Annotated in this window: 25 protein-coding genes and 2 tRNA genes; 11 read left to right on the top strand and 16 right to left on the bottom strand. The window is 65.1% G+C overall.

Annotation, left to right across the window (positions count from 1 at the left end; translation table 11 throughout):
* From RIC54_RS26700 to argS, 4 genes are read right to left on the bottom strand one after another with little or no spacing between them, the layout of a single operon-like run.
* Entirely contained in the window at nt 1–693 is a 693-nt protein-coding gene (locus RIC54_RS26700) for a site-2 protease family protein (RefSeq protein ID WP_350094510.1), read from the bottom strand.
* Nucleotides 693–1,721, bottom strand: coding sequence for a beta-N-acetylhexosaminidase (gene nagZ / locus RIC54_RS26695; RefSeq protein WP_350094507.1), 1,029 nt, complete (start codon nt 1,719–1,721; stop codon nt 693–695). The genes RIC54_RS26700 and nagZ overlap by 1 nt, the downstream gene beginning before the upstream one ends.
* Before the next feature lies 1 nt (nt 1,722).
* Complete coding sequence (locus RIC54_RS26690) at nt 1,723–2,688, bottom strand: SPOR domain-containing protein (RefSeq protein ID WP_350094504.1); 966 nt, start codon at nt 2,686–2,688, stop codon at nt 1,723–1,725.
* Nucleotides 2,685–4,442: an arginine--tRNA ligase gene (argS, locus tag RIC54_RS26685; protein WP_350094501.1), complete on the bottom strand. Its 1,758-nt coding sequence runs from the start codon at nt 4,440–4,442 to the stop codon at nt 2,685–2,687. The genes RIC54_RS26690 and argS overlap by 4 nt, the downstream gene beginning before the upstream one ends.
* 239 nt (nt 4,443–4,681) lie before the next feature.
* Between argS and erpA the strand changes: the two genes are divergently transcribed.
* From erpA to RIC54_RS26665, 4 genes are all read left to right on the top strand, one after another.
* Complete coding sequence (gene erpA / locus RIC54_RS26680) at nt 4,682–5,038, top strand: iron-sulfur cluster insertion protein ErpA (protein WP_350094498.1); 357 nt, start codon at nt 4,682–4,684, stop codon at nt 5,036–5,038.
* A gap of 81 nt (nt 5,039–5,119) precedes the next feature.
* Nucleotides 5,120–5,899, top strand: coding sequence for an exodeoxyribonuclease III (locus RIC54_RS26675; protein WP_350151594.1), 780 nt, complete (start codon nt 5,120–5,122; stop codon nt 5,897–5,899).
* A complete protein-coding gene (locus RIC54_RS26670) occupies nt 5,889–6,767 on the top strand; it encodes a GFA family protein (RefSeq protein WP_350094492.1) in 879 nt (292 codons plus the stop codon). The genes RIC54_RS26675 and RIC54_RS26670 overlap by 11 nt, the downstream gene beginning before the upstream one ends.
* Nucleotides 6,739–7,179, top strand: coding sequence for a GFA family protein (locus tag RIC54_RS26665; protein WP_350094489.1), 441 nt, complete (start codon nt 6,739–6,741; stop codon nt 7,177–7,179). Before RIC54_RS26670 ends, RIC54_RS26665 begins: the two co-directional genes overlap by 29 nt.
* Nucleotides 7,180–7,187: 8 nt before the next feature.
* Here RIC54_RS26665 and RIC54_RS26660 read toward each other — a convergent pair whose 3' ends face one another.
* Together RIC54_RS26660 and RIC54_RS26655 are read right to left on the bottom strand one after the other, a co-directional pair.
* Complete coding sequence (locus tag RIC54_RS26660; protein WP_350094486.1) at nt 7,188–8,708, bottom strand: M81 family metallopeptidase; 1,521 nt, start codon at nt 8,706–8,708, stop codon at nt 7,188–7,190.
* A 7-nt stretch (nt 8,709–8,715) separates the two neighbouring features.
* Entirely contained in the window at nt 8,716–8,925 is a 210-nt protein-coding gene (locus RIC54_RS26655; RefSeq protein ID WP_350094483.1) for a hypothetical protein, read from the bottom strand.
* A gap of 140 nt (nt 8,926–9,065) precedes the next feature.
* On the opposite strand from RIC54_RS26655, the gene RIC54_RS26650 reads away from it, so the two are divergent.
* Nucleotides 9,066–9,680 (top strand): LysE family translocator, encoded by a 615-nt coding sequence (locus RIC54_RS26650; RefSeq protein WP_350094480.1) that lies wholly within the window; start codon nt 9,066–9,068, stop codon nt 9,678–9,680.
* A 14-nt stretch (nt 9,681–9,694) separates the two neighbouring features.
* Here the strand turns inward: RIC54_RS26650 and RIC54_RS26645 are convergent, their stop codons facing one another.
* The 4 genes from RIC54_RS26645 to RIC54_RS26630 all read right to left on the bottom strand — a co-directional run bounded on the left by RIC54_RS26645 (nt 9,695) and on the right by RIC54_RS26630 (nt 15,372).
* Complete coding sequence (locus RIC54_RS26645; protein ID WP_350094477.1) at nt 9,695–12,361, bottom strand: valine--tRNA ligase; 2,667 nt, start codon at nt 12,359–12,361, stop codon at nt 9,695–9,697.
* 112 nt (nt 12,362–12,473) lie between these two features.
* Nucleotides 12,474–13,172, bottom strand: a complete 699-nt coding sequence (locus tag RIC54_RS26640; protein ID WP_350094475.1) for a DUF2497 domain-containing protein — start codon at nt 13,170–13,172, stop codon at nt 12,474–12,476.
* A gap of 97 nt (nt 13,173–13,269) precedes the next feature.
* Nucleotides 13,270–14,577: a TolC family outer membrane protein gene (locus RIC54_RS26635; protein WP_350094472.1), complete on the bottom strand. Its 1,308-nt coding sequence runs from the start codon at nt 14,575–14,577 to the stop codon at nt 13,270–13,272.
* 138 nt (nt 14,578–14,715) lie between these two features.
* A complete protein-coding gene (locus RIC54_RS26630) occupies nt 14,716–15,372 on the bottom strand; it encodes a protein-L-isoaspartate O-methyltransferase family protein (RefSeq protein WP_350094469.1) in 657 nt (218 codons plus the stop codon).
* 234 nt (nt 15,373–15,606) lie between these two features.
* Here RIC54_RS26630 and RIC54_RS26625 point away from each other — a divergent pair.
* Both RIC54_RS26625 and RIC54_RS26620 read left to right on the top strand, forming a co-directional pair.
* Nucleotides 15,607–15,680 (top strand) — tRNA-Cys (locus RIC54_RS26625).
* Nucleotides 15,681–15,763: 83 nt separating this feature from the next.
* Nucleotides 15,764–15,838: transfer RNA gene (locus RIC54_RS26620), tRNA-Asn, on the top strand.
* Between the two features lie 48 nt (nt 15,839–15,886).
* On the opposite strand, the gene RIC54_RS26615 is transcribed toward RIC54_RS26620, so the two are convergent.
* The 3 genes from RIC54_RS26615 to RIC54_RS26605 are packed head-to-tail and all read right to left on the bottom strand — an operon-like array spanning nt 15,887 to nt 18,304.
* Complete coding sequence (locus RIC54_RS26615) at nt 15,887–16,516, bottom strand: class I SAM-dependent DNA methyltransferase (protein WP_350094466.1); 630 nt, start codon at nt 16,514–16,516, stop codon at nt 15,887–15,889.
* Nucleotides 16,517–16,557: 41 nt separating this feature from the next.
* Complete coding sequence (locus RIC54_RS26610) at nt 16,558–17,073, bottom strand: SixA phosphatase family protein (RefSeq protein ID WP_350094463.1); 516 nt, start codon at nt 17,071–17,073, stop codon at nt 16,558–16,560.
* A gap of 4 nt (nt 17,074–17,077) precedes the next feature.
* Complete coding sequence (locus RIC54_RS26605; RefSeq protein WP_350094460.1) at nt 17,078–18,304, bottom strand: bifunctional alpha/beta hydrolase/OsmC family protein; 1,227 nt, start codon at nt 18,302–18,304, stop codon at nt 17,078–17,080.
* 43 nt (nt 18,305–18,347) lie between these two features.
* On the opposite strand from RIC54_RS26605, the gene RIC54_RS26600 reads away from it, so the two are divergent.
* The 4 genes from RIC54_RS26600 (at nt 18,348) to RIC54_RS26585 (ending at nt 21,969) form a co-directional block, all read left to right on the top strand.
* Nucleotides 18,348–18,893: a GNAT family N-acetyltransferase gene (locus tag RIC54_RS26600; protein WP_350094457.1), complete on the top strand. Its 546-nt coding sequence runs from the start codon at nt 18,348–18,350 to the stop codon at nt 18,891–18,893.
* A gap of 132 nt (nt 18,894–19,025) precedes the next feature.
* Entirely contained in the window at nt 19,026–20,042 is a 1,017-nt protein-coding gene (locus RIC54_RS26595) for a cysteine synthase A (protein WP_350094454.1), read from the top strand.
* Nucleotides 20,039–20,899 (top strand): 3-mercaptopyruvate sulfurtransferase, encoded by an 861-nt coding sequence (sseA, locus tag RIC54_RS26590; RefSeq protein ID WP_350094451.1) that lies wholly within the window; start codon nt 20,039–20,041, stop codon nt 20,897–20,899. The genes RIC54_RS26595 and sseA overlap by 4 nt, the downstream gene beginning before the upstream one ends.
* Nucleotides 20,900–20,916: 17 nt before the next feature.
* Nucleotides 20,917–21,969: a GNAT family acetyltransferase gene (locus tag RIC54_RS26585; protein ID WP_350094448.1), complete on the top strand. Its 1,053-nt coding sequence runs from the start codon at nt 20,917–20,919 to the stop codon at nt 21,967–21,969.
* A gap of 131 nt (nt 21,970–22,100) precedes the next feature.
* On the opposite strand, the gene RIC54_RS26580 is transcribed toward RIC54_RS26585, so the two are convergent.
* From RIC54_RS26580 to RIC54_RS26570, 3 genes are read right to left on the bottom strand one after another with little or no spacing between them, the layout of a single operon-like run.
* A complete protein-coding gene (locus RIC54_RS26580) occupies nt 22,101–22,892 on the bottom strand; it encodes an amino acid ABC transporter ATP-binding protein (protein ID WP_350094445.1) in 792 nt (263 codons plus the stop codon).
* A 42-nt stretch (nt 22,893–22,934) separates the two neighbouring features.
* The gene (locus tag RIC54_RS26575; RefSeq protein WP_350094442.1) at nt 22,935–24,284 is read right to left on the bottom strand and encodes an amino acid ABC transporter permease; all 1,350 of its coding nucleotides are present in this window, start codon (nt 24,282–24,284) and stop codon (nt 22,935–22,937) included.
* 3 nt (nt 24,285–24,287) lie between these two features.
* The gene (locus RIC54_RS26570) at nt 24,288–25,388 is read right to left on the bottom strand and encodes an amino acid ABC transporter permease (RefSeq protein WP_350094439.1); all 1,101 of its coding nucleotides are present in this window, start codon (nt 25,386–25,388) and stop codon (nt 24,288–24,290) included.
* Between the last annotated feature and the right edge of the window lie 128 nt (nt 25,389–25,516).

Genomic DNA, 25,516 nt, shown 5'->3' with positions numbered 1-25,516 from the left:
TCAGTGACCGGTGATCGCTTTGATCACCGAGGCAAGCGCGTCGACCGGTCCCCAGATCAGTACGCTCGCTATGTCCAGTGTAAAGCCCAACTGGCCGGCGATGAAGGGCACCAGGAAAAGCACCAGGATAACAACGACCAGACCGGCACGTTCCAGCCGGGCCACCCGCCACGCCAACGCGTCCGGCAGCACCGCAACCAGGACCCGTCCACCGTCCAGCGGCGGGATCGGCAGCATGTTGAAGACCGCCAGGACCAGATTAAGCAGGAACAGGTTGCGCAGGTTCTCCACGAACCATTCATCGACCACCGAAGGCATGAGGTCGACCGTGTGGAACAGCAGCGCTGCCACAATCGCCAGCAGGATGTTCGATGCCGGCCCCGCCAGCGCGACCAACGCCATGTCCCGGCGTGGGTTGTTCAGCCGGGAGAAGTTCACCGGCACTGGCTTGGCGTAGCCGAACAGGAACGGCGCCTTCATGATCAGCAGCATGGCCGGCAGGATCAGCGTTCCGAACGGGTCGATGTGCGCCAGCGGGTTCAGTGTAACCCGCCCCAACAGCCTAGCGGTCGGATCCCCCAGTCTGGAGGCCGCCCAGCCGTGCGCCGCTTCATGCAGGGTGATCGCCAGAATGACCGGGATGATCCAAACCGTTGCGCCTTGGATGAGACCGACGAAGTAATCAGCGTCCATCAGGCAGTTCCCAGCCCGGCCAGCAGCGTTTCGAGCCGATAGGCCGCGTCCTTCGACGGCGGTATCGCCGCCGCCCTCGCCCGCATCCTCTCAGCGTCCGCACGGGCTGCGCGGGCGGCGGCCGGACCGATCAACGTCCCGACTTCGCCTGCGATCGCGACCATCTCGTCCATCCGCCCGTTGCAATGCAGAACCAGGTCGCACCCGGCCTTCAGCGAGGCGGAGGCCCGGCTTTCAATCGCCCCGCCAAGGGCTTCCATCGACAGGTCGTCGGTCATCAGCAGTCCGTCGAAGCCGATCGCCCCCCGGATAACCTCGTTGACCACCACCGGTGACTGCGTTGACGGGCGGTCCGCGTCGAAGGCCGGGAACAGCAGGTGTCCGGTCATGCCGTAAGGCACCACGTCCGCCAACGCCTTGAACGGGGCGAAATCGACCGCCTCCAGCGTATCCCGGTCAGCGTCCACCCGCGGCAGTTCCGCGTGGCTGTCGACCATCGAACGCCCGTGCCCCGGCAGGTGCTTCAACACGCCGGTGACGCCGACCGATGCCAGCGCGTCGACCTGGATCCTCGCCAACCGAGCCACGGTTACCGGGTCGCCTCCGAACGCGCGGTCGCCGATCACGTCATGAGCGCCGGCCTGGCGCACGTCCGCAAGCGGCAGGCAATCAACGTCGATGCCAAGATCGATCAGATCCGCCGCCATCAGTGCCGCCGACAGGCGGAGCGCCGCCTCCGCCGCTTCCGGGTCGACCTTGTCCAGCCGGACGAACACATCCGCCGCCGGGTAACGGCGCCAATGCGGCGGACCGAGCCGCTGAACCCGGCCGCCTTCCTGGTCGATCAGTACCGGTGCGTCCCGACCCACCGTGTGGCGCAGGGCATCGACCAGCAAACGCACCTGCTCCGGCGTGTCGACATTGCGTTTGAACAGGATGAAGCCGTAAGGGTCGAAATCCCGGAAAAACGCCGCCTCATCGGCCGCAAGCTGCGGACCGGCACAGCCGAAGATCGCCGCCTGGGCCATTCTAGGGTCGGACCACGATGCACGGCTGCCCCTTGGGCTTCAGCGCGGCGCAGATCGATTCGGCAGACGCTTCAGAGACGCCGCTCGACTGGATCCGGAAGAAAACACCCTTGCTCGCGCCGAGATCGACCCGCTGGATGCGGCGATCCAGCGTACCAAGTTCTTCGGCATAGCGTTTCTTCAGTCGCGTCCACTCGCCCTCGGCCGCCGCCTCGTCACGCAGGGCGCCAAGCTGAATCCGGAAACTGCCGGCCGACGGAGTGGCTTTGACAGGCGCCGGCTGCGATGCCGGAGCCTGGGTCGGTGCCGGAGCCTGAGGCTCAGCGGCGGGTTGAACGGTTGTCGGTGCCGGTGCCGCCGGCGGCGGTGCGGGCGCCAGCGGAACTGGTGCCGGTGCCAGCGCGGGTGGCGGCGGAGGCGGAGGTGCGGAGGCCTCCTGCTGGGGAACAACAGGCACCGGCGCCGGTGTCACGATACGGGCCGGCGGAATGCCGGTGTCGGCCGGCTCGGATGTGGTGGCAGGCGGCACTGGAACTTCCGCCGAAGGCGGGACAGTCTGGCTCGTTCGCGGCAACACCGGCGGTGGTGGAGGCGGTGCCGGAGGATCCACCGGCTTCTCCGGTGGCGGCAGCAGGCGTTCGACCTTCGCCGATCCGCCATCACCGGGACGCATCGCCTCGTACACCAGCTTGTCCTGGTTGGGGACCTGCAGCCCTCCCGGCTGCTCGGGACGGACCTTGGCCGGACGCGGATCAGCCTTGATCAGCGGAGCCGTGGTTTCGGACCCGCGCTGCAGACCCTGGTCATAGGCGTACCAGACCACACCGGCGAACGCCGCCAGCGCGAAGGTCGCGACGAACACGCCGAGCGCGCGCGAACGGCGTCGTGGCGGCTCGCGCAGTTCCGGAGGGGGGCCGGGCCGGAACCCGCGGTCGGCATAGAGTTCCTCGTCCCGACGGTCGCTCATTCCCGAAGCTCCTCGACCGGCTGCACGCCCATCACCCCTAGACCGGAGGCAATCACGGTCGCGGTTGCACGCACCAGCGCCATACGGGCCAGGGTGGTCTCGGTATTGTCGGGAAGAATGAACCGCAAGTGCGCCTCGTCCTTGCCTTTGTTCCACAGGCTGTGAAACGCCGCCGCCACCTCGCCCAGATAGAACGCAACACGATGCGGCTCATGCGCGTCGGCCGCGCTCTCCACCAGGCGCGGCCAGCCCGCCAGAAGCCTGATCAGACCAAGCTCGTCCGGGTCGGTCAAGGAACCCAGGGACACCTTGGCCAGCGCGGCATCCGACAGGTCCTGTCCAGGCAATGCCTCGCCGGCGTGGCGAATCACCGAGGTCGCCCGGGCGTGCGCGTACTGCACATAGAACACCGGGTTGTCTCGGCTCTGTTCCTTGACCTTCTGGTAGTCGAACTCCAGGGTCTGGTCGTTGCGGCGGGTCAGCATGATGAAGCGCACGGAATCCGAGCCGACGGAATCGATGACATCGCGTAGGGTCACGAACGTTCCGGCCCGCTTCGACATCCGCACCGGCTTGCCGCCGTCGAACAGGTGGACAAGCTGGCACAGCTTGACGTCCAGGTTGCCCTCGCCGCCGCTGATCGCCGTCACGGCGGCCTTCATCCGCTTGACATAGCCGCCGTGGTCGGCCCCCAGGACGTCGATCAGCTCCGGCGATCCTCGAAGGAACTTGTCCAGGTGGTAGGCGATGTCGTTGGCGAAATAGGTCCACGAACCGTCGGACTTCTTGAGCGGGCGGTCGACGTCGTCGCCGAACTGGCTGGCCTTGAACAGCAGCTGCGGACGCGGTTCCCAGTCGTCCGGCGTCTTGCCCTTCGGCGGCTCCAGAACGCCGGTGTAGACCAGCCCGCGCCCCTCCAGCGTATCGAGCGCGCGCTGCACCGCGCCGGCCTCGACCAGCGCCCGCTCCGACGAGAACGTGTCGAACTGGATCCCCATGGCCAGCAGGTCGCGCTTGACCTCGGCCATCATCAGCTCGACGGCGCGGGCTCGGAACACCTCAAGCCATTCGCCTTCGGGCTTGCCGACCCAGCGGTCGCCGTCGCTGTCGGCGATCGCCTGCCCGACATCCTTCAGGTATTCGCCCGGGTAGTGGCCTTCCGGGATCGCGCCGATGTCCTCGCCCAGCGCCTCGCGGTAACGCAGATGCGCGGAACGGGCCAAGGTCTCGACCTGGGCACCGGCGTCGTTGATGTAGTACTCGCGCGTGACCGTGAACCCGGCCTTCACAAGCAGGGCCGCCAACGCGTCGCCGAACACCGCGCCGCGCGCGTGAGCGGCGTGCAACGGTCCCGTCGGGTTGGCCGACACATACTCGACGTTGACCCGCCGGCCCTTGCCGGTCGCGGAACTGCCGTAGGCGGTCCCCTCCCGCAGGATCGCCGACACCTCGGCGAGCCAGACCGACGCCGCCAGGCGCAGATTGATAAAACCGGGGCCGGCGACCTCCGCCGACTCGACTTCGGGCAGCCCGGCCAACGTCTCCGCCAACGGCGCGGCGATGGCCCGTGGGTTGGTGCCGACCGGCTTGGCCAGCAGCATCGCGGCGTTGGTCGAAATGTCGCCGTGGCTCAGGTCGCGCGGCGGCTCCACCGTTACGCGATCGAACGGCAGCCCATCCGGCCAACCCTGGCGGCGCGCCAATTCCTCTAGCGCCGCCTGAATTTTCTCACGGAACTGATTGAATACGTTCATCGTAGTGCAGCGATCATACCACGGTGTCGGGGTGCTGTCCTGTCTGAATCGCCGACACGGCCACGGTCAAACCCGGACATCGGGAATCCGGTCGGACGCGCACGCCTGGAGGCAGCGGAAAGCGCGCGGACCCTACCTGCTGGGCCTTGCCACGGCAACGCGAAAGCGCGTTGAATGCCCGGCATCGGCGCCCTATATCGTATGGCTGCTGCTGGGACACCACCGAACGGAGCCTGGATATGCCTGATGCAGGGATCCAAGAGGCCCGCTTCTCGTTCACCGAGAGCGCGGCGCGCCGTATTGCCAAGCTGCGGCAGGACGAGGCGAAAGGCGACGGTCTGATGATGCGCGTCGCGGTGCTCGGTGGCGGTTGCTCCGGCTTCCAGTACCAGTTCGATTTCGATGATGCCGTCAACGACGACGACCACGTGTTCGAGCGTGACGGGGTCAAGGTCGTGGTCGACGACGTGTCGCTTGATCTGCTGGCCGGAGCCCAGCTTGATTACAAGGACGAGTTGATCGGCTCGTACTTCGCGGTCGAGAATCCGAACGCCACCTCCTCCTGTGGCTGCGGCACCTCCTTCGCAATCGGCTGAACGCCGGTTCGGCGCGTCCTCCGCGGTTGACCGGGAACGACGGCGTGGCACGATGCGGGCCTCGTCACCGGAGGTAGCCTTGTGAAGATCGCCAGTTGGAACGTCAATTCGGTCAAGGCGCGCCTGGACAACGTCCTGGACTGGCTGAAGACAGCCGCCCCCGACGTGGTCCTACTGCAGGAGATCAAGACCGTCGACGACGGGTTCCCGCGCCTGGAGATTGAAGCGCTGGGATACCAGTGCGCGATTCACGGTCAGAAGAGCTACAACGGCGTCGCCATCCTGTCCAAAGTCGGGCTATCGGACGTGCAGCCGCGCCTGTTCGGCGACGATACCGACGAGCAGGCACGGTATCTCGAAGCTACCGTCGGCAACGATGTCAGGGTGGCCACCATTTACCTGCCGAACGGCAATCCGGTCGCCAGCGAGAAATACCCCTACAAACTGGCCTGGATGAAGCGCCTGAAGGCCCGCGCCGCCGAGCTTCTGCGCACCGAGGGTGTCGTCGTTCTCGGCGGTGACTACAACGTCATCCCGACCGATGACGACGTTCACGACCCGGCGGCCTGGGTCGACGACGCGCTGTTCCGGCCCGAGACCCGGGCGGCGTTTCGGGAAATCCTGTGGCTTGGCTACACCGACGCGTTCCGGGCCCTGGACCAGACCGTTCACAAATACACGTTCTGGGATTACCAGGGCGGCGCCTGGCAGCGCGACGAGGGTGTCCGGATCGATCACCTGCTGCTGTCCCCGCAGGCGGCCGACCGTCTGACCGCCTCCGGCATCGACACGGCCCCTCGCGCCAAGCCCAAAGCCAGCGACCACACGCCGGTGTGGTGCGAGATTCGGGATGCCGCGTGACGGCGAACTGACGGGCGGCTGCGGGTGCGGCCGTGTGCGCTGGCGCGCCAAGGGACCGGTCCTGCACCGCGTTCATTGCCACTGCGTGCTGTGCCGCAAGGGGTCGGGTGCCATCCTGGTTCCCTGGCTCACCGTCGAGCGGGCAGAGTTCGCCTGGACCGGGGAACGCCCGGCATTCTACCGCTCTTCCGCCAAGGGTGAGCGGAGTTTCTGCCCGGTCTGCGGCACAAAGCTGACCTTCACACACGACGATTCGCCCGATCACATCGACTTGGCCCTGGGCTCGCTGGATGATGTCGAGGCCGGCTACCCGCTCGACCAGATCCACGGCGAAAGCCGTGTGGCCTGGCTGGCGGTCGATCCGAACCTGCCGTTCCGCTCCGGCCATGCGCCGACGCGGCCCACCGCCAACCCGCAGCCGCTGACCCGGGATGAGCGGCTTGAGGGCGGTTGTCTGTGCGGAGCGTTCCGCTACGCTGTCACCGGCCCGCCGCTGGAGAGCGGGCTCTGTCATTGCAGCATGTGCCGGCGAGCCACCGGCGGGCTGGCAATGGGTTGGGCGATTTGGCCCCGCGACCGCTACCGTGACAATGACGGGCCGACCGCCGCGTGGGCCGCGTCGGCGTATGGCGACCGGTTGTTCTGTCCGACGTGCGGCGCAAGTGTGATCTGCAGTTCGACCGCCCAGCCCGAATTGATCGAGGTTCTGCTCGGCGGGCTCGACGACCCGCACGCGCTGGCGCCGGAGGCCCACGGTTTCGCCGCCGACGCCCCCTCCTGGCTGGCTATGGACGACCGGAGGCCCCGCTGGCCGGGGCCGCCGAACGAAGGATTGCCCGATGACACCCTCCTCCGCGGACGCGGCTGACAGCGTCTTGACCGGATCCTGCCTGTGCGGCGGCGTTCGCGTAACGCTGACGGGCGCCCCGTCCGATGTGACGCTGTGCCACTGCACGACCTGCCAGAAGACCAGCGGCGGAGCCTTCGCCGTCGCCGTCGGCAGCCTACCGTCGCAGCTGCGCCTGGACGACCCGAGCGGTGCCCTGACGTTCTGGCAGTCCGGCCCCGAAACCCGCCGCAGCTTCTGCCGACAATGCGGCACGCCGGTCGGATTCCACTACGACGACCCGAGCCGCGACCGAATAACGGTGTGGCGCGGCCTGTTCGACGATCCATCCACCCTGGTTCCAACCGGCCAGATCTGGACCGACAGCCGGCCGGGCTGGGTTTGCCGGCTCGACGACCTGCCGGGCCATCCAAAGGGCGCCAAGCTGCCCTGACCGGTCCGCTACAGCGCGCCGGCCCGACCTTTCCAGACCGGACCATTCGGCGACAGGCGGACACCGGGCCGCAAGCGGCTCCACGGCAGTTGCGCCGGATCGGCAATCATCGGGCCCGGGGCGGCCGCGACCAGGATCGCGTAGGCTATCGGCGTGAAGTCGGCACGGAAGTGAACGGATGACTTGTTGACCAGTATCGCCTGCTCGGTCGGCTCGATCCCGACGAACCGGTACAGCGCCTGATCCGCCATCTGCACCTTGCGCGACGCCACCGCGATCCGCACCCCGCCGATCCGCAGGGCAGCGGACGGTCCCAGGGCCATGCGGGCATTCCTGTAGAACGGCCCGGTCCCGGTGGTGTTGCCGTCGTGCAGGGCCTCGACCACGAAGCTGCCCTGGAACGGCGAATCGCCGGGGATGTTCGAATGCCCCCCAAGGGCCACCGTGATCGTCGCCCCCACCCCCGCCGCGTGCGCCGCCTTGGCGGCTTCCGGGTCGATGATCAGGCCGATGGCCGCCCGGTCGACACCCGAGGATACCAGGGCGCGCAGCATGCCGGTGGTGTCGCTGTTTCCACCGGCGCCCGGATTGTCCTGGGTGTCGGCGATCACAACCGGCTTCGAAGCTCCCGCCGACAGACGGCGCGCCTCGGCCACGGCTTCGTCTGGATCGTAGATCTTGCCGGCGAACGCCGCCTCGTGCCCGGCGACATCGGCGGCAACGGCGTCCGCCGCCCGATCGGCATCCGCCTGGGTCGTGCCGTAGGCCAGGATCGTCGGACCGCAATCGGCGATGTCGGCGGCCGGGAATCCGGGCAGATAGGATGCCGTCCACACCCCGCCGGTTTCCAGCGCAGCCATTCGCTGGTAAATCGGCCCTGACGGTTCCGCCATCGTGCATTGCCAGGACAACGGGATAAGAAAATCCAATTGTCGGAATGCTTTGAATGGCACTCCTTCAACTAAAATCTTATCAAGTATTGCCGCGGTACGGCGACCGGTATCGGCCATGTCGATGTGTGGATAGGTCTTGTACGCCACCATCGCGGTCGCAGCGTCGAAGCAGGCGCGCGTGATGTTGCCGTGCAGGTCCAGCGACGCCACCACCGGCAGATCCGGCCCGACGACCGCGCGGACCCGGCGCAGCAACTCGCCCTCGCCGTCCTCGTGGCTCTCGGTGACCATCGCCCCGTGCAGGCAGAGATAGACCGCATCGAGCTTTCCGGCCGCCAGGGCCGCCCGCAGGCCCTCCACGATCAATCCGCTGATCCGCTCGAAGGCGTCGTCGGTAACCTCGGCCGACGGCGAGGCCGCCGCCCAGGTGGTCGGCACCAGATCGTGCCCGGATGCTCGCGCACCCTCGATGAAGCCGGCAACCGAGATGTTGATGCCAGCTACCGCCTCGAACATCGCTTCGCCGCTCACCAGTGCCGGCCAGCCACCACCCCGGGTGAACGCTTCGTACTCCGCCTTGGTCGGGGCAAAGGTGTTGGTCTCGTGCTGAAAGCCGCCGATCGCAATGCGGGCCATGGTGGACCTATCGGTTCGCGCCCGCCCAATAGCGCAGGCCGGCGCCGAGGTTGTCGAGAACCCGGCCATCCTTGAGCAGCGGGAACGCCGCCAGGCCGAGCAGGAGGATAAGAGCCAGGGCGACCAGTGTCGCACGGGCGTCGAGGAGGCCGGGTCCGGCGGACGGTGCGGGCCCGGGTCGTTTGCCGTGTGCCTTGCGGCGTTCAGACATCCGCATGCAGGAGTTTAGCCACCCGTGGTCAGTGGACGCAACGCTGAGCCGTGACCGTTCTACTGATCATATTTTGGTTTTCGCAGGCCGGCGGGAGCGGCATGGTGTGGGCCGTCGATCGAGCGACCCGATATGTGGAGCGTACGATGGAATTGTCCGTCCTGCTGGTGTTTGCTGGCGCCCTGATCCTGGCTGCCGGCTCGCCGGGCCCCAGCATTGCCGCTTTGATGGCGCAGGTTCTGGCGCGGGGCGCGCGATCGGTTCTGCCATTCCTCGCTGCCATGTGGGTCGGCGAAGCGGTGTGGCTGTCTTTCGCCGTCTTCGGGCTGGCGCTGATCGCCGAGACGCTGCACGGGCTGTTCGTCGTCGTGAAATACGCCGGTGTCGCCTATCTGGGCTACCTTGCCTGGAAGATGTGGACCGCTCCGACGGAGGCGCCTTCCCTGCCCGTGACTTCCGGCGACAGGCCGTGGCGGATGTTCGCGGCCGGACTGGCGGTTACCCTGGGCAACCCGAAAATCATGATGTTCTATCTCGCCCTGCTTCCGGCGATCGTCGATCTGGCAAACGTTTCGTGGAGTGCCTGGGCGCAACTGATTGGTACGATGCTGGTGGTTCTGGCCGGCATCGACTTCTTCTATCTTGGGCTGGCCCACCGGCTGCGCCGGTTCATCACCGATCCGGCACGGCGGCGGACCGCCAACCGGGTCGGTGCTGTCGCCATGGGCAGCGCTGCCGCGGCAATCGCCGCCCGTTCCTAGCCGGCTGGAGGCGGTCAGCCTGCGACCGCCTCCAGCCGCTTCAGGGCAGCCGACAGTCGGTCACGGCGCTCGACCTCGTCTGCCCGGCGCTCCCGGTTCTCCTCGATCACCTCTTCCGGCGCCTTGGCGATGAACGCTTCGTTCGACAGCTTCTTGTCGATCTTGGCGATTTCGCCATCGACCTTGCCGACTTCCTTGGTCAGCCGGGCGCGTTCCTGTGCAACGTCGATCACGTCGGCGATCGGCAGCACCAGGGTCGCCTCGTCGAGGACGCCTTGAACCGCACCGGTCGGAACGTCTGAGCCCAACCGAACCTCGGACAGCCGCGCGAGGCGCAGGATCAGCTCCCGGTAGCGCTCGACCCGAGCCTCGGTCGCCGGCCCCGCTCCCGTCAGGATCAGCGGGATCTGGGCGGCCGGCGGTACATTCATCTCGCTTCGAATCGACCGGACCTCAGAGATCAGGCGGATCAGCCAGCTCATCTCGGACTCGACAGCCGGATCGACCAACTCGGCCGCCAGGGCCGGCCATCCCCGGCGGATCAGCATCGTATCGGCTTCTTCGCCGAAGCTGGCCCACAACTCTTCGGTCACGTAAGGCATGATCGGGTGCAGCAGGTGCAGCGCCCGGTTCAGCGCCCAGGCGGTGGCGGCACGGGTCTCGGCCGCGTCCGGATGCTCCGTGCCCCCTTCCGGGGTCTGCAGGATCGGCTTGGTGAACTCCAGGTACCAGTCGCAGAACGAGCCCCAGAAAAACTGGTACAGCGCACCCGCCGCCTCGTTGAACTTATAGGCCTCGATCGCCTCGGCGACCGCCACGCTGGTCTTGCGGACCTCGCCGACGATCCAGCGGTTGACGGTCGCGGTGCAGGCCGCGGGATCGAACGCCGGATCGACCGCGCAGCCGTTCATCTCGCAGAACCGGGCGGCGTTCCAGATCTTGGTCACGAAGTTGCGGTAGCCTTCGACCCGGCCCTCGGCCAGCTTGATATCGCGGCCCTGGGCGGCCATCGCCGTCAGCGTGAACCGCAGGGCATCGGTCCCGTAGCGGTCGATCAGTTCAAGGGGGTCGATGACGTTGTTCTTCGACTTCGACATCTTCTGGCCCTTGGCGTCGCGGACCAGGGCGTGGATGTAGACCGTGCGGAACGGCACTTCCTTCTTGAAGTGCAGCCCCATCATCATCATCCGGGCGACCCAGAAGAAGATGATGTCAAAACCGGTGACCAGCACGTCGCCCGGATAGTAGCGAGCAAGCTCCGGGGTTTCTTCCGGCCAGCCGAGTGTCGAAAACGGCCACAGCGCAGACGAGAACCAGGTGTCGAGCACGTCTGGCTCGCGGGTCAGCTCGACCGTCTTGCCGTAATGAGTGGCAGCAGCGGCGGCGGCGGCCTCCTCGGTCTCCTCGACGAACACGGTACCGTCGGGGCCGTACCAGGCCGGAATCTGATGCCCCCACCACAGCTGGCGCGAAATGCACCAGGGCTGGATGTTGCGCATCCATTCGAAATAGGTCTTCTCCCAGTTCTTCGGGACAAACACCGTCTTGCCGGTCTCAACCGCCTCGATCGCCGGCTTCGCCAGGGTGGCGGCGTCAGCGTACCACTGGTCGGTCAACCACGGCTCGACAGGCACGCCCGACCGGTCGCCGTGCGGCACAGTGTGCTTGTGCGGCTCGATCTTCTCGATCAGCTCGAGCGCCTCGAGATCGGCGATCACGCGCTTGCGCGCCTCGAACCGCTCCAGCCCTCGATACGCATCGGGAACGTTCTCGTTCAGGTGGGCATGCGCGTCGAAGATGTTGATGATCTCCAGGTTCCGGCGCTTCCCGACTTCGAAGTCGTTGAAATCATGGGCCGGTGTCATCTTCACCGCGCCCGAGCCCTGCTCCGGATCGGCATACTCGTCGGCGACGATCGGGATTCGCCGGCCGACCAGCGGAAGGATCGCGTGCCGCCCGACCAGGTCCTTGTAGCGTTCGTCATCCGGGTGCACCGCCACGCCGGTGTCGCCCAACATGGTCTCGGGCCGGGTTGTGGCGACGACGATGTAGCGACCCTCGCTGCCCTCGATCGGGTAGCGGAAATGCCAGAGGTTGCCGTCAACCTCCTTGGCCTCAACCTCCAGGTCGGAGATCGCCGTCTGGAACTTCGGGTCCCAATTGACCAGCCGCTTGTCGCGGTAGATCAGGCCTTCCTTGTAGAGCTGGACGAACACCCGCCGCACCGCAGCCGACAGCCCCTCGTCCATCGTGAAGCGTTCGCGCACCCAATCCGGGCTGGCGCCGAGACGACGCAGCTGGTTGACGATGGTGCCGCCGGACTCTGCCTTCCACTCCCAGACCTTCTCGATGAAGGCATCACGGCCCAGGTCGCGCCGGTCGACGCCGTCCGCCGCCAGGTTGCGCTCCACCACCATCTGCGTGGCAATGCCGGCATGGTCGGTACCGGGTTGCCACAGGGCATCGCGGCCGGTCATGCGATGGTAGCGGGTCAGGATATCCTGCACCGTGAAGGTCAGGGCGTGACCCATGTGCAGGCTGCCGGTCACGTTCGGCGGCGGCATCATGATGGTGTATGGCGCTGCGTTCGAGGCGACGTCGCAAGCGAACGCGCCGGACTTCTCCCAGCGATCGTACAGCTTCGCCTCGACCTCGGCGGGGGTATAGGTCTTGTCCAGCATGACGCCACGTCCTCGACTTCCGGAGCTCGCGCACGCCCGCGCGACCGCGGACGACGGCCCGGTTGTTTAGGGCATGACGCCCAGAAAGGCTACAGTTGGATCGTGAAGCCGCCTACCAGCGGTCGCGGCGCTGGGAGAGCATGACCAGCCGCTCGATCTCCTCGCGGACCAGGCGCTCCACCATCGACGGCAGGTGCTGGTCAAGCCAGTCCTTCAGCATCGGTCGCATCAACTCGCGAGTCAGACGCTCCAGGGTTACCGCGCCGTTGCCGAGTGGCAGTTCCTGATAGTCCTCGTTGAGCTTGGCCTGAAGCTCGGCGAAGGAATGGACTGTCTCCTGGGCCTGCGGTGGCGACACCAAGCCTTCGGGTGCAGCAGGGCGCGCTGGTCGCGGAGGCGGTGGCGCATAGGCCGGGGCAGGCGCCGGTTCACGGGCCGGGGGAGGCATTGCCGGTTCCGGCTCGTACTCCGGCTCGGGATCGGGCTCGGGAATCTTATAGCGCTGCTCATCGAACAGCGGCTCGGCGTCTTCTTCTTCCTCATCGTCCTCGTCGTCGTCCATGTCCGACAGATCGAGAACGTCTTCCTCTTCCTCTTCTTCTTCCTCCTCCTCTTCCTCTTCCGGCTCTTCCTCCGGTTCAGGTTCAGGTTCAGGATCGGGTTCAGGCTCCGGTTCTGGTTCCGGCTCGGGCTCCGCCGCCGGCTCTGGCGCAGCGGCGTCGTCTTCCGCTTCGTCACCATCCTCTGAAATGATCCGGCGAATGGACGCCAGGATCTCTTCCATGGATGGTTCTTGCGCGGTGTCACTCATGCTCGAAAGCCCCGTCGACTCGCCCGGAACGGCCGATTTCGAATCTGAAGATTACCGGACAAGTCCCTGTCAGGCCAGCAAGTAGTCACGCGGTATGTCAATTACCCGGCATCCGCCCTGTTGGTTCGGTGCCCCAGAGCTTGCCTGAAACCTCCCGGTAGTGCGAGTCGTAGTCGTAGATTTCGACCGGCAGTCCGAGGTCCTGGGCGGTCAAGCGCCCCATCGCTTGCAAAAGCTGATAACTGGCAACGATTGCATCGCGTTGGGCCTGGACCAGGGACACCTGACCATCGAGCAGTTCCTGTTCGGCATCGAGGACATCGAGAACCGTTCGTGCGCCCACGGTTGCTTCCTGCTGGACACCGTCAAGGGCGATCTCTGACGACTTCACCTCGGCGAGCAGCGAATCGATTCGCGCCAGGGCGGTCTGGTAGGATTCAAACGCACTTGCCGCCGAATCGACCACCTCCCGCCGGGTGCTGTCGACCAGCAAACGTGACCGGTTCGCCGACTCCTTGGATTGGCGAATCACCGAATACTCGGAGCCCTTCTGATAGATCGGGATGGTCAACTGCAGTTCGGCAGACAGCGACGTGCCTTCGTTGTCGCCACCGGAGGTGTCGTAGGTTCGCTGCGCCTGTCCAACCAGGCTGACCTTCGGATACAAGGCCGATTCCGATTCGTCGATCGCATGGCGGGCCGACAGCTCGGTGAACTTGGCCTGAACCAACGTGAAGTTGTCCCGCAGCGCGATGTCCACCGCTTCGGAGCGGTTGACCGGCAGCCCGCCCGGCTCGCCAGGCCGCGTCACGCCGTCGGGCACCTGTCCGACAACCCGCTCAAACGTCACCCGCGCCGTGACCAGGTTGCCCTCAGCCTGGGTTCGGTCGGCGCGCGCGCGCGACACCCGCGCTTCGGCCTGTGCCACATCGGTTCGCGTCACCTCGCCCACGCGAAAACGGTCTCGGGTCGCTTCCAGTTGCTTCTGCAGGCGGGTCAGGTTGTTGAGCTGAAGTTCCAGGGTGGCTTCCTCACGAAGCACGTTGACGTACGCAACCACGCCCTGGAGAAGCACGGTCTGCTCGCTGTTGAACATCGACGCCCGCTGCGCCTGAACATCAGCCTCCGATCCAGCAATGGTCGCGCTGATCGAACCGCCCGTGTAGATCGGCTGAGTAACGGATACCCGACCGGTGCGCGGAAATTTCGTCGCATCCGTCGTCTTCACGCCGCTGGTCTTGCCCTCAGTGTCGGAAACCCCCGCGCTGAAGGATGACGTTACCGTCGGCCGCCATCCCGCCATTGCCTGAGACACATTCTCATCGCTTGCCCGCAGCTGGGCCCGGGCGGCGAGCAGCGTCGGATTTGTGCTGTAGGTCAGCGCCAATGCCTCTTCGAGGGTCATCGCCTGCGCTGGGACAAGCACTGTTCCGCACAACCACCCGGCAGTTAGCGCAGCGACGATGACGGATCGGCAACGTTTGATCGGCATGGCTGGAAGACCTTTGATAATGGACTCAGCGACAATCGACTGTACGGATCGTCAAAATACAAACCCCGGTTCACGGCGAAACCCGGGAAGCGCCGGGGTACCCGCATCGAACAGTATCCGCCGGCCGACATGGCCGTCGCGCTTCTCGTAGAGCACGGCGACGCCGGGACCGACTGCGGTTCCACCTTCTATCGCCACCAGCCGACCGCCCTCGGCGAGTTGATCAAACAGCTGGGAGGGCAGCACCTCCACGGCTCCTTCAACCAGAATGACGTTGTACGGTGCCTGCTTGCGATAGCCGGTCGACAAATCTCCAGCGACCAGGGCTGCGTTGTCTATCTCCAAACCCGACAAAATGCCGTTGCCCAGTTCGATCAACTCGGCAATGTCGTCAATTCCGACAACCGTCGAGACCATCCGCGACAGGAGCGCCGTCGCGTACCCGCTGCCGCACGCGACGTCGAGCGCCACATCCTCAGGGCCCGGTAGCGCCGCCTGCAGGAGGCGGGCGAGCACCATCGGCTCAAGCATATAACGGCCGGGACCGATCTCCAGCGCTTCGTCGATATAGGCGATGCCGCGCTTGGCCTTGGGCACGAACTGTTCGCGCGGGACGCTCTCGAAAGCATCGATCAGCCCAGCGTCCGTAACCTTGTTGGTCCGGATCTGGCTCTCCACCATGTTAAGGCGGGCAAGGGCATAGTCCATCGCATTCCTCGGCAGCAAACCCGGGTCAAGCCGATCCGGCCAGCACCGGATTTATAGGCATTGCAGCCGCCGGGCACAATTAGCGGCTCGGTAATTTCTCGCTTCATCCACCGCCAACTGGCGGTATAGACTCAACCCGTATAGCAGCTTTCGTGGCGGCCCGTGAGAACGCGATCCGCATCGGCGCTTGCCCCTCGCCCCCCGGTTCGCTAATAGGTCGGCTCGCTCGGCGGCGGCCCCGTGGCAGAGTGGTTATGCAGAGGACTGCAAATCCTTGTACATCGGTTCGATTCCGGTCGGGGCCTCCAGCGAGCGCAATCTGCGTGACCGCAAAGTGACATTCGCGGTTGCGCGACGCCCATCGGCAGCGCTATAGAGGCCGCCTTACTGGTCCCGGGTAGCTCAGTGGTAGAGCGAGCGGCTGTTAACCGCTTGGTCGGGGGTTCGAATCCCTCCCCGGGAGCCATTCTCGAAACGGCTCGCCTCGCCGGAGGTGGGCCGTTCGCATTTTGGCCTACAGTCGGCGCATCGCATACACTCGGCCGGGATGACGGTGGCCGTCGTCGGCGCCCGGCAGCGGAGTATACGGACCGCTGACCGCCGCCCGCTCCCATTCGCCGACTTTCACCAACGCGTCGATCGCATTCCGAAACCCGCCCGACTCGTAGACCGGGTCGGTGATCGAGACCACGAACACGCCGCCCGGCTGCAGCACCCGTGCAATCTCGTTGAATGCGGACGCCGGTGCATGACCCACGGTGAATACGCCCGACGCCACGACACCGGCAAACGCGGCATCCGGCAACGCCAGCGGTTGACCAAGAACCGCAGGTGCCAGCGTCCGGTAGCATCCTCGGCTCTCAGCTTGCCGCAACATTCCGGCAGACAGATCAATTCCCGAGATGTTCTCGTACCCGACGACGCTCAGCATCCAGCCGATCAGCCCAGTCCCGCAGCCTGCATCCAGTACGGGTGCGGCGGTGTCGGGCATCAGACGCGCGAACAGCGCTGAGACCACCGAGGGATTGGTGTACCCCAATCCTCCGACGCTGCCATCGTACTCCGCTGCCCAGGTGTCGTAGACTTCAGCGAGTTTTGCGGTGTCGTTGCCGGCGGAATAGACCCGCTCCAGCCAGTCGGTCATCGCTCTCTTCCTTCAGATGACATGGAACCGAGCGCGGCACCCTACACCAACTCCTTGGGGGTAACGAACCGGGTGAGTCTGGCACCGCCCCAGTCAAGAGACCCCCAGGAACCATCGGCCTCCAGAGTCGCGACCGCACCGGTGGGAAACTTCCGATTGAGCGCTTTGCGGGCACCGGAATCGCTGCCATCACCGGCCAAACGGCTCGCCAAGTCTTCAAGCCCGGGATTGTGCCCCACCACCATCAGGACATCGACGTCGTCCGAGACACCTCTCAGCCGATCCAACAATGCCTCCGATCCGACCTCGTATAGATCCCTGGTGATCTTCGTGCGCGCGCTCTTCGACAGCACGGACCGAAGCGCGGCAAGCGTGTCCACCGTCCGCCGTGCGGTCGAGCACAGGACCAGGTCGGGAGCGATTCCTTCCTGCCGCAGGTACGCGGCCATGGCGACTGCTGCCCGTTCGCCGCGAGCGGTCAGCGGCCGGTCATGGTCTCGGATGCCGAGGTCATCCCAGCTCGATTTGGCGTGGCGCAGCAGGTGCAGGGTCAGCACTGTCTCAACCTCCTCCGGTGATTTCGGTCACCACCGTGATCTCGTTGTGCAAAGTGCGGTGCACCGGGCACTTGTCGGCAATTTCGGCGAGCCGCGCCCGCTGATCGGCGTCAAGCGGCCCTTCGATAATGATGCGCCGGTCGATACGGTCGACCATGCCCTCCTTGGTTTCACAATCGGCACAGTCTTCCGCGTGCACCCGGTCGTGCCGCAGCCGGGTCTCCAATTGCTCGATCCGCCAGCCCTTGCGCTTCGCGTACATCTTCAAGGTCATGTTGGTGCAGGCGCCGAGCGCTGCCAGCAGGAAGTCGTACGGCGCCGGACCGCTGTCGCCGCCGCCTACCGATGCCGGCTCGTCGGCACGCAACCGGTGGGACCCAGCCGCCACCCACTGGGGGAACACGCCTTCCGCGGCATCAATCACGGCCACCTCACCCTCGGATACCGCTATCGAAGCGGGTCGCGCCGTCGGCAGGAAGCGTTCCGCCCAGCCGGACAGCACGGCCGCCACATAGGCGGCGTCGGCTGTCCGGGTCAGCAGATGATCGGCCTGGTCAAGCGACACGAAACTCTTGGGGTGTCGGGCGGCCGCGAACAGCTTGCCCGCGTTGTCGATCCCCACCGTCTGGTCCAGCGGCGCATGGAAGATCAGCAGGTCACGCCGCAGACGGCCGATCGTAGCCTCCAGACCATGGTCCTTCAGTGCGTCCAGGAACGCCTTGCGCACCCGGAACGGACGACCGCCCAGCACGACCTCGGCTTCGCCGTCGCGCTCGATCTCGGCAACCCGATCACCGAAATTATGCACCACATGGCCCGGATCAGCCGGCGCTCCGATCGTGGCAACGCCCTTGGCCTCGGGGATCCGTTCCGCCGCCGCCAGCACGGCCGCGCCACCGAGCGAGTGGCCGATCAGGATGGTCGGTGCCTCCAACTCGGCGCGCATCCAGTCGGCAGCCGCCACCAGGTCCTCGATGTTCGACGCAAAGGTCGTGTTGGCGAACTCGCCGTCACTGTGACCGAGCCCGGTGAAGTCGAATCGCAGGACTGCGATACCACGTTCGGCCAGTCCGTCGGAGATACGACGCGCCGCGGCCAGATCCTTCGAGCAGGTGAAACAATGGGCGAACAGCGCGAATCCGCGTGTCGGCCCGATCGGCCGGTCGATCCGGGCGGCGAGCGAATCGCCCAAGGCCCCGGTAAAGTTGACACTTTCACTGCGCACAGCCATGGTCGACCTCATGATCTTGCGGGTTGGGGCGGGTTACTAGCACATGGCGGTCCAGGACCACGCTGCCGCGGCCGTGGCGCCCGCGGTCGAGATCCGCTACGCGACGCCCGCCGATGCCGAAGCGCTGGCGCTGCTGTCCCAGGAACTCCTCGCCTTCTACGGCCTGCCGGTTCGCTACCAGCGCTCCTACATGGCCCATGTGATCGCCGAAAAGGCGTTCACCGATCCGCCATCCATCCGTATCCTGATGGCGCTCGAACGCGGCCAGCCGCGTGGTTTCCTGGCATTCTCGCACAGTTTTGCCGTGGCGAATTGCCAGACCAGTATTTTCATCCAGGACCTGTTCGTCACCCGCAAGGCGCGCGCCAACGGCATCGGCCGGCTGATGATGGCGGAACTGGCCCGGCACTGCGTAGAACAGGGCATAGGGCAGTTGGACTGGACAGCCGACCCCTGGAACGAGAAGGCGCGGGCATTCTACGAGGCGATGGGTCCACTGTTGCGCAGCGACAAGACCTACTATCGGATCCTGTCGCCCCGGCTTGCCGAACTCGCCGCCGGCGCTCCGCCGCCCGACTACCGGCGCTGAGGCCGGTCACTTCAACCGCGCCGGAGGAACGGCATCGTTCCCGGCACCGCGCTTTATCCCCGGCACCGGCCCGGTTAGTCTCCTGCCCTCGCACCGCGCACGATGCCCCCTTGCGAGGCTTGGAGACCGAAAATGCACGTACGTAACGGCTTCGTCGGCACCGTCGGCAACACCCCCCTGATCAAGCTGCTGGCGGCGTCCGAACGCACCGGTTGCACGATCCTCGGCAAAGCTGAGTTCCTGAACCCGGGTGGATCGGTGAAGGACCGCGCTGCCCTCGCCATCATCACCGATGCCGAGGAGAAGGGGTTGCTGCGGCCGGGCGGTGTCATCGTCGAAGGCACCGCCGGCAATACGGGCATCGGGCTGGCACTTGTCGGCAACGCCCGCGGCTATCGTACCGTCATCGTGATGCCGGAGACGCAGAGCCAGGAAAAGAAGGACATGCTGCGGCTGTGCGGGGCCGACCTGCGGCTGGTCCCGGCCCTGCCGTACCGCGACCCTGGCAACTACATCCACGTCTCCCAGCGCACTGCCGAGGAACTCGCCAAGACCGAACCGAACGGCGCGATCTGGGCCAACCAGTTCGACAACACCGCCAACCGCGACGGCCACTACCGCACCACCGGTCCGGAGATCTGGGAGCAGACCGACGGCAAGGTCGACGCCTTCATCTGCTCCGTCGGCACCGGCGGCACCCTCGCGGGCACCAGCATGGCGTTGAAGGAACGCAACCGTGACATCGTCATCGGCGTGGCCGATCCAATGGGCTCGGCCATTTACAGCCACTTCGCCAACGGCGAACTGAAATCCGAAGGCAACTCGATCACCGAAGGCATCGGCCAGGGCCGGGTCACCAAGAACCTCGACGGCGCGCCGGTCGACGTGCCGCTGCAGGTGACCGACGAGGAAATGCTGCCGGTGATCTTCGATCTGTTGAAGAACGAAGGCCTCTGCCTGGGCGGGTCCACCGGCATCAACGTGATGGGGGCGATCAAGCTGGCGGAGAAGCTTGGCCCGGGACATACGATCGTGACCATTCTGTGCGACGGCGGTACCCGCTACCAGTCGAAGCTGTTCAATCCCACATTCCTGAAGAGCAAGGACCTGCCGGTGCCGGTCTGGCTCGACAATGGAGACGCCGCATGACCGATCCCGCGCGCGACGGCTTGGTGTCTGCCGCTTGGTTGGCGGCGCATCTCGACGATCCGAAGGTCAAGATCCTCGACGGGACCTATCACCTGCCGACGGTTCCGCGTGACGCCGACGCCGAGTTCGCCGAGCGGCACATTCCGGGCGCAGTCCGCTTCGATATCGACGACGTCTGCGATCCCGTTGACCCATTGCCGCACATGATCCCGTCGCCGGAGCGTTTTGCCGAGAAGGTCTCGGCACTCGGTATCTCCAACGCCGATACCGTCGTCGTCTACGACGTCTACGGGCTGCAGAGCGCTGCCCGGACATGGTGGATGTTCCGGTTGTTCGGCCACGATTCCGTTGCGGTCCTCGACGGCGGCCTGCCCGGGTGGATGGCTGGTGATCATCCGCTCGCAAGCGGTGTTGCCAGCCCTGTACCGGCCACGTTCATTGCTTCCTTCCGTCCTGAACTGGTTCGTTCCCGCGACGACGTCTTGAAGAATGTCGCTGCGCGCGCCGAGCAGGTAGTCGACGCCCGGGCCGCCGGCCGGTTCACCGGTGTCGATCCCGAGCCACGGGCGGGCATGCGATCCGGCCACATTCCGGGCTCCCGATCGCTTCCGTTCACCAACCTGCTCGACCCGTCCAGCAAGACGGTTCTGCCGAACGAGAGTTTGCGCGCCGCTTTTGACACCGCCGGGCTCGACCTGTCGAAGCCGACGATCGCCTCATGCGGCTCCGGCGTGACGGCCTGCGTGATTGCTCTCGCAGCGCATCGCCTGGGTCAGTCGGGCGTGGCCGTCTATGACGGGTCCTGGTCCGACTGGGGCGGGCGCGACGATACGCCGATCGATACTGGGCCGGCGTAGGGCCTCCGGGCAGCACCGTGGCTGTCGTCTTTCGCTCCATTCAAGACGCCGACGTCGACGCGGTGGTCGATCTGTGGCGGCGTTGCGGCCTGACCGTCGCGTGGAACGATCCGCACCGGGACATCGCGTTCGCCCGCTCGGTGACCAACGCCGACGTCATTGTCGGCGACGATGACGGTTCGATCGTGGCCAGCGTCATGGTCGGGCACGATGGGCACCGCGGCTGGATCTACTACGTCGCCGCCGACCCGGACCGGCGTGGCAAAGGCCTGGGCCGGATGGCGATGGCCGAGTCCGAAGCCTGGATGAAGCAACGCGGTGTACCCAAGGCCGAACTGTTGATCCGTCGGAGCAATGAGGGCGTTCGCGGGTTCTACGAAGCCATCGGCTGGACCGAAGAGCCGGTGGTGGTTCACGCTAAGCGGTTCGACGATGCTCCGGCAATCGGATTGGGCGTGGTCGATACCACCGTGACGTCCCTCGAGATGCTGGAACGTCCGTCTCGGCCGTCGCTGCATCCACCTGTCGGGCATCCGGTCGCCCTGATCCGGGCGAATCCGCCGACGGTGCCGTTCTATCGCTGGCTCTACGAGCGCGTCGGGGCGTCGTCGACCTGGATCACCCGACGCCTGATATCCGATTCCGCCCTGCAGGCGGTAATCACCGATCCGGCGGTGGGGATCTACATCCTTCACGTCGCAGGCGTACCTGCCGGCTACGGTGAGGTCGACCGGCGCAACGGTGCCGAGTCGGTTGAACTCAGCTATCTGGGGCTGTTGCCGGAGTTCATCGGTCGGGGATACGGCCGCTACCTGCTTGACGCTGTCATCAACCTCGCCTGGACGACCGGGCCGTGCGAGCGGTTGTGGGTCCGCACCTGCAACCTCGATCATCCGCGGGCGCTCGGAGCGTACCAGAAAGCCGGCTTCCGGCCATTCCGGCAGCATACCGTCACGCTTGGTGATCCACGGCTCGTCGGTCTTCCGCTTCCCAACCGGACTGCTCCAACCGGCGATGCCAAGCCAACGTCCGGGGCGTCTGTCACCCCGCTCGTTCGACCGGTGACGTAGCCGCGGGCGCCGCTGCCAATGGCGGCGCTTGCCACTGGGTTCCAGAACGAGAGAGAGGCGCGCCGGCCTGAGCCTGCGCGCCTCTCCCGGACCGCCCCCCGCCCCCGCGGTGCGGTCAACCGTAAGCCCCGTCAGTGCGCCAGGATCTGGCTCAAGAACAGCTTGGTGCGGTCGGACTTCGGGTTGTTGAAGAACTCGCCGGGTGTGTTCTGCTCGACGATTTCGCCCTGATCCATGAAGATGACCCGGTCGGCTACACGCTTGGCGAAGCCCATTTCGTGGGTCACGACCAGCATCGTCATGCCGGATTCGGCGAGCCCCACCATGACATCCAGCACTTCGGAGATCATTTCCGGGTCAAGCGCCGAGGTCGGCTCATCGAACAGCATGATGTTCGGGTTCATGGCCAACGACCGGGCGATCGCCACGCGTTGCTGCTGACCGCCGGAAAGCTGTCCCGGATACTTGGCAGCCTGCTCGGGAATCTGCACGCGTTCCAGCAGGGTCATGGCAACGCTCTCAGCTTCCGACTTGGCCATGTTCTTGACCCAGATCGGTGCCAAGGTGCAGTTCTCCAGCACTGTCAGGTGGGGAAACAGATTGAACTGCTGAAACACCATCCCGACGTCACGGCGGATCGCGTCGATGTTCTTCAGGTTGGTGTCCATCGTCACACCGTTGACCTGAATGTCGCCGCGCTGGTGCTCCTCCAGACGGTTGATGCAGCGGATCAATGTCGACTTCCCCGATCCCGACGGCCCGCAGATCACAATCCGCTCGCCCTTGTAGACCGTGAGATCAATGTCCTTGAGGACATGGAAGTCGCCGTACCACTTGTTCACCTGGCTCAGGTTGATCACCACCTCATCGGAAACCGCCGAGGCAATGTGTTGTCCTTCGGAGTCGACAGTCTCAAGGCTCATGACCGGTCTCCAATGCCCTTTTGATGTTCGATACCTGCGCGCTTATCGCCGGCCATAGCCGCCACCGATCGTGCGCTCGAGATGCTGGCTGTACTTCGACATGACGAAGCAGATTACGAAGAACACCGCTGCCGCAAACAGCATCGGCTCAGTGTGCATGCCCAGCCACTTTGGATCCTGGCCGGATGCCCGAACCATCAGCAGAATGTCATAGAGGCCGATGATCGAGACCAGCGTCGTATCCTTGAGCAGGCCGATGAAGTTGCCCACGATGTTCGGAATCATGAGCTTGAGTGCCTGCGGCATGACGATCAGCGTCATCATCTTCCAGTAGTTCAGGCCCATGGCCTGCGCCGCTTCGTACTGCCCGTTGTTGATCGCCTGCAATCCGCCACGAACAATCTCTGCCATGTAGGCGGCGGCGAAGATGCACACCGCTACGATCACCAGCACGAGTTTGTCCGGATTGAGCGTTACGGGCAGGAACAGCGGCATCATCGTGACCGCCATGAACAGGATGGTGATCAGCGGCACCGAACGGAACAGTTCGATGAACGCCGTGCAGAACACCCTGATCACCGGCATTTTTGAACGCCGGCCGAGCGCCAGAATGACGCCGCTTGGCAGCGCAGTGGAAATCCCGATGCCTGAGATCACCAGCGTCAGGAACAAACCGCCCCAGTTCGTGGTCTGAACCGGCTTGAGGTCCCAGTTCGCCTGGAAGATCAACGCTGCGAACCAGACCGCGCCGAACGCCACCAGGAACACGTACTTGTGCAGGCGGTCGTCCTTATCGGCAAAACCGGTCAACCGGACGAGAGCATCGCCCAGTGACTTGTAACCGGTGTAGCACGCGATGACATGCAGCCAGACCGCCGCGAACAGGGTAAGCGCGACCGCGACCATCCCCTGCATGAACCAAATGGCATCACCGCCCAGGAACATCTGCGCTGCCAGGAACGGGAACGTCAGGACGGCCGACACGCCGACCATGATCTTGTGCGTGACCTTCGGAAACCAGAATGGTGCGAGCCAAACCGCCAGGATCAGCCCACCAAGATTGACGCGCCACTGCTCGGCATCAGGGTATCGGCCGTAGAGGTAGTTGTTCATCCACTTGTCGACACCGGCCCAGCAGGCCCCGGCGCCCTTGGTGGCATCCAGGCACTCACGATAGGAGTCGGCCTCCCATACGGCGTTGACCACGCCGTACTGGAACAGCGCATAGGCGAAGTAGGCAATCAGGCTCGCGCCGACAATCGTCATGAGCGAGTCGAACGGCCCACCGAACAGGTTCTTGCGCAGCCAGCCGATCGCTCCGACCGTGTTCGGCGGAGGCGGCTGGCTCGGCTTCGGGCGGAAGACGGCGTCCGTGTGCGTCAGTTCAGCCATGGCTCATCTCTCCTTCAGCTGAACGATCTTGTTGTAGTAGTTCAGCGCGAACGAAATGCTCAGGCTGACCGACATGTAGAACAGCATGACCATCGCGACGATCTCGATCGCATGCCCAGACTGGTTCAGCGAGGTCTGCATGTAGACCGCAACCAGATCTGGATAGCCGATGGCGATAGCCAGCGACGAGTTCTTCACGACGTTCATCCAGTTGCTGATCATCGGCGGCACGACCGCCCGCATCGCCTGCGGAATGATCACCAGCCGCAAAGTCATTCCAGGGCGCAGGCCCAGTGAATAGGCAGCCTCCGTCTGACCGTGACTCACCGACATGATGCCGGCCCGAACGGCTTCCGCCATGTAGGCCGAATGATAGATCACCAGAGCCAGCAGCAACGCGCAGAACGCAGGCGGAACGCTGGCACCACCCTGGAAATTGAAGCCCTTGAGCGCCGCATAGTCGAAAGACAGCGGTGAACCCGTGACCAGGAAAACCAGAAGCGGAAGCCCGAACAGGACCCCAAGGCCCGTCCAGAACGCCGGAAACCGTTGCCCGGTCGCAAAATGACGCTTCCTTGCCCAGACAGCCAGGGCATAGGTCGCGGCAATGGCCACCAGCACGGCGATCAGGGTGACGTTGAACCCCTCGCCCGGAACCGGCGCCGGCATGTAGAGCCCACGGTTGTTCAGGAAGAACAGGTCGAGGAAGGACAGGCTCTTGTTCGGCCTCGGCAGCAGCGAGAACACCGCGAGAAACCAGAACAGTATCTGCAGCAGCAGCGGCGTGTTGCGCAGAATCTCAACATACCAGGCGGCGATCTGCGAGATCAGCCAGTTCTTGGACAGCCGCATGATTCCGACGAAGAAGCCGAGGAGCGTCGTGCACAGAATGGCGACCAGCGCGACCATCAGCGTGTTGCCGATGCCCACCAGGTAGACATGGAAATAGGAGTCACCGGCTGTATACGGCAGCACGGACCAGGCAATCGAAAAGCCGGCCGACGATGTCAGGAAATCGAACCCCGCCGACATGCCCCGGGCTTGCAGGTTCTCGGAAGTATTGGTGAAAAGGTATCGGGCGACAGCAATGACGACGATCGCCACGATCGCTTGATACAGAACCGAACGGACTCGCTCGTCGTTCAGCCACTCTGAGAGCGAGCGACTCCTACCTCGAGGGGATCCCTTCTCGAGAACGGCCATGTTGGGGCCCTCCGCCGTCAAATCGGATC

The sequence above is a fragment of the Thalassobaculum sp. genome, assembly GCF_040219215.1.
GTDB lineage: Bacteria > Pseudomonadota > Alphaproteobacteria > Thalassobaculales > Thalassobaculaceae > Thalassobaculum_A.
This window is presented reverse-complemented; position numbering and strand designations above follow the sequence as displayed.

Coding starts and splice junctions, on each gene's coding strand:
- RIC54_RS26700 (WP_350094510.1), bottom strand. CDS start 693: ATGGACGCTGATTACTTCGTCGGTCTCATCCAAGGCGCAACGGTTTGG.
- nagZ (WP_350094507.1), bottom strand. CDS start 1,721: ATGGCCCAGGCGGCGATCTTCGGCTGTGCCGGTCCGCAGCTTGCGGCC.
- RIC54_RS26690 (WP_350094504.1), bottom strand. CDS start 2,688: ATGAGCGACCGTCGGGACGAGGAACTCTATGCCGACCGCGGGTTCCGG.
- argS (WP_350094501.1), bottom strand. CDS start 4,442: ATGAACGTATTCAATCAGTTCCGTGAGAAAATTCAGGCGGCGCTAGAG.
- erpA (WP_350094498.1), top strand. CDS start 4,682: ATGCCTGATGCAGGGATCCAAGAGGCCCGCTTCTCGTTCACCGAGAGC.
- RIC54_RS26670 (WP_350094492.1), top strand. CDS start 5,889: ATGCCGCGTGACGGCGAACTGACGGGCGGCTGCGGGTGCGGCCGTGTG.
- RIC54_RS26665 (WP_350094489.1), top strand. CDS start 6,739: ATGACACCCTCCTCCGCGGACGCGGCTGACAGCGTCTTGACCGGATCC.
- RIC54_RS26660 (WP_350094486.1), bottom strand. CDS start 8,708: ATGGCCCGCATTGCGATCGGCGGCTTTCAGCACGAGACCAACACCTTT.
- RIC54_RS26655 (WP_350094483.1), bottom strand. CDS start 8,925: ATGCGGATGTCTGAACGCCGCAAGGCACACGGCAAACGACCCGGGCCC.
- RIC54_RS26650 (WP_350094480.1), top strand. CDS start 9,066: ATGGAATTGTCCGTCCTGCTGGTGTTTGCTGGCGCCCTGATCCTGGCT.
- RIC54_RS26645 (WP_350094477.1), bottom strand. CDS start 12,361: ATGCTGGACAAGACCTATACCCCCGCCGAGGTCGAGGCGAAGCTGTAC.
- RIC54_RS26640 (WP_350094475.1), bottom strand. CDS start 13,172: ATGAGTGACACCGCGCAAGAACCATCCATGGAAGAGATCCTGGCGTCC.
- RIC54_RS26635 (WP_350094472.1), bottom strand. CDS start 14,577: ATGACCCTCGAAGAGGCATTGGCGCTGACCTACAGCACAAATCCGACG.
- RIC54_RS26630 (WP_350094469.1), bottom strand. CDS start 15,372: ATGGACTATGCCCTTGCCCGCCTTAACATGGTGGAGAGCCAGATCCGG.
- RIC54_RS26615 (WP_350094466.1), bottom strand. CDS start 16,516: ATGACCGACTGGCTGGAGCGGGTCTATTCCGCCGGCAACGACACCGCA.
- RIC54_RS26605 (WP_350094460.1), bottom strand. CDS start 18,304: ATGGCTGTGCGCAGTGAAAGTGTCAACTTTACCGGGGCCTTGGGCGAT.
- RIC54_RS26600 (WP_350094457.1), top strand. CDS start 18,348: ATGGCGGTCCAGGACCACGCTGCCGCGGCCGTGGCGCCCGCGGTCGAG.
- RIC54_RS26595 (WP_350094454.1), top strand. CDS start 19,026: ATGCACGTACGTAACGGCTTCGTCGGCACCGTCGGCAACACCCCCCTG.
- sseA (WP_350094451.1), top strand. CDS start 20,039: ATGACCGATCCCGCGCGCGACGGCTTGGTGTCTGCCGCTTGGTTGGCG.
- RIC54_RS26580 (WP_350094445.1), bottom strand. CDS start 22,892: ATGAGCCTTGAGACTGTCGACTCCGAAGGACAACACATTGCCTCGGCG.
- RIC54_RS26575 (WP_350094442.1), bottom strand. CDS start 24,284: ATGGCTGAACTGACGCACACGGACGCCGTCTTCCGCCCGAAGCCGAGC.